Origin of the sequence: Lonsdalea iberica (assembly GCF_002111585.1) — a bacterium.
Classification (GTDB): domain Bacteria; phylum Pseudomonadota; class Gammaproteobacteria; order Enterobacterales; family Enterobacteriaceae; genus Lonsdalea; species Lonsdalea iberica.
Genome location: NZ_LUTP01000099.1, coordinates 1 through 1,820 on the forward strand (window position 1 = coordinate 1; position 1,820 = coordinate 1,820).

The window sequence follows — 1,820 nt, forward strand, 5'->3', positions numbered from 1 at the left end:
TGCCCCGCAAAACGGCAAGCCCAACCCGCCGTCCGCCATCAACCTTAAAGGCCGCTGGCTGGAAGAGTTGGGTTTTATGACGGGGATGCCGATCACCGTGACGGTTGAGCGGGGAAGGATAGTGATTGAGACGGAGATTAATCTCTGACGCCTTGAATTAAACAGCAGGTAAAAAAACAGCCGGAAGGATCGTTGGGATCGCTTCCGGTTTATTACCTATTTTTTAGGTTTCCATGAATAATAATCAGAAACTCTCATTTCTTTCAGAATAAGATTCAAAGGAATGTGATCTATATCATCTGCTATTTCATCATATGGCTCAGGAAGATCAATTGAAAAACCAAAGTCATCATTTATTATAATACAACCATTAAAGATACGTTGTTTATCAGTCAATTTAATTATATCGGACATTCTCATTCCAGTATGCAAAGAGTTCATGTAATGACCTCTGTATCTCTCATTGCATCCGACAGATATAATTAAACCGTTAGATAATGTAGCTATCGTAATTGTTCCATCAATAACATACGCAATTCTTTTTTCATCATCAGGCAAAAAATAATCGAAAATCCTAATGGAATGATTTAAATACATTTTACTGAAATATTTTTCAACATTATCGCCTAAAGCGATATTTCCAATCGATTTATTGGAAATAATATCGGCATTGATATCGATCATTTATAACCCACCATTCATTAAGACACCATCAATATAAACTGGCGAATCTGTAATAAGATCATAATTTTCAAACCCACCGTGACCTATTCGACCATAAACGACATCTTTACCATTAGCATCACGATAAACTTTCCAGTAGTCATTCCCATGAATATTCTTCTGAGAGCCAGATCCACCTGGATGATAGTCTAATTTATAAGTAGTGCCTGACTTTGTTGTTTTAACATATTGAGTATGCTGGATAGCGCCTGGCTTGCCAGCCTGAGGATATGTTCTCGACCAGCCTTTCGACGTTAAATAATTATGAACATCCGCAGGTTTTTTCCCTGTCAAACGATTAGTCCAGCGACTGGTAATTCTATCTCTTTTATTAAATCCTTTAGATGAACAACCAGCAAGCCCCAGCGGATCAACCCAATCCAGAGGATTCTGCACATACCCGTAATTATTACCACCCCCCAAAACCCCTATCGGGTCCGGCGAGATATACCCGCCGCCGGTGGGGTCGTAGTACCGAAATCGGTTATAGCACAGGCCGCTTTCGCTGTCACGGAGCTGTCCGGCGAACGCCAGTTCCGGGTCTGCGCTCTCCGTTTTCGCGACCCACGCCCGTCAGGTTGCCCGCGCCGTCGTAGCGATACTCCCGCGTCTGCTGCGCCTGTAGCCGTCCGTCGTGCGCCTGACCGCTCATCTCGCGCGTCAGCCAGCCCATTGCGTCGTACTCGCGCGTTTGCAGGAAGCGCCCGCCCCGGCGTTCGCTCTCGCGCCCGGCGGCGTCGTGATTTATTGTCAGTTCCGCGCCGTCCGGCAGCAGCACCTGTTTGAGCTCACCGGTCCGGCTGTAGCGGAAGGTGCTGGTCAGTCCTTCCTCTTCCTTTTCTTCTTCCGACCACAGCAGGGTGCGCGTGACGCTGTGCTCATCGTAGGCTCTGCGCACTTCCGTGCCGTTCTGCCACTCGCGCACCACCCGGTCGCGCAGGTCATAATATTACCTGCTGGAAGGGGCGACGGATGAAGCAACTAAGGCAAGATTTGAAGACCGCGAGTTACTGCGGCAGTTTCAGGAAGTCGAGCAGTTGCCCGAAGAGGATAAGGAAGTGATTAAGAAATTGCTGGATGCCTTTTTAATCAACAAG

2 protein-coding genes and 1 pseudogene are annotated in these 1,820 nt (G+C 46.9%); 1 reads left to right on the forward strand and 2 read right to left on the reverse strand.

What is annotated here, in order from left to right; genetic code table 11:
- Positions 1-148, forward strand: a 148-nt coding sequence (locus AU511_RS16770) for a SymE family type I addiction module toxin (RefSeq protein ID WP_139829424.1), incomplete at its 5' end; no start/stop codon positions are given.
- A 68-nt stretch (positions 149-216) separates the two neighbouring features.
- On the opposite strand, the gene AU511_RS16775 is transcribed toward AU511_RS16770, so the two are convergent.
- A complete protein-coding gene (locus AU511_RS16775) occupies positions 217-684 on the reverse strand; it encodes a hypothetical protein (RefSeq protein WP_094110356.1) in 468 nt (155 codons plus the stop codon).
- Positions 685-1,062: 378 nt separating this feature from the next.
- Positions 1,063-1,669: pseudogene (locus AU511_RS17845) on the reverse strand (RHS repeat-associated core domain-containing protein); the annotation flags it as partial.
- Positions 1,670-1,820 lie beyond the last annotated feature (151 nt).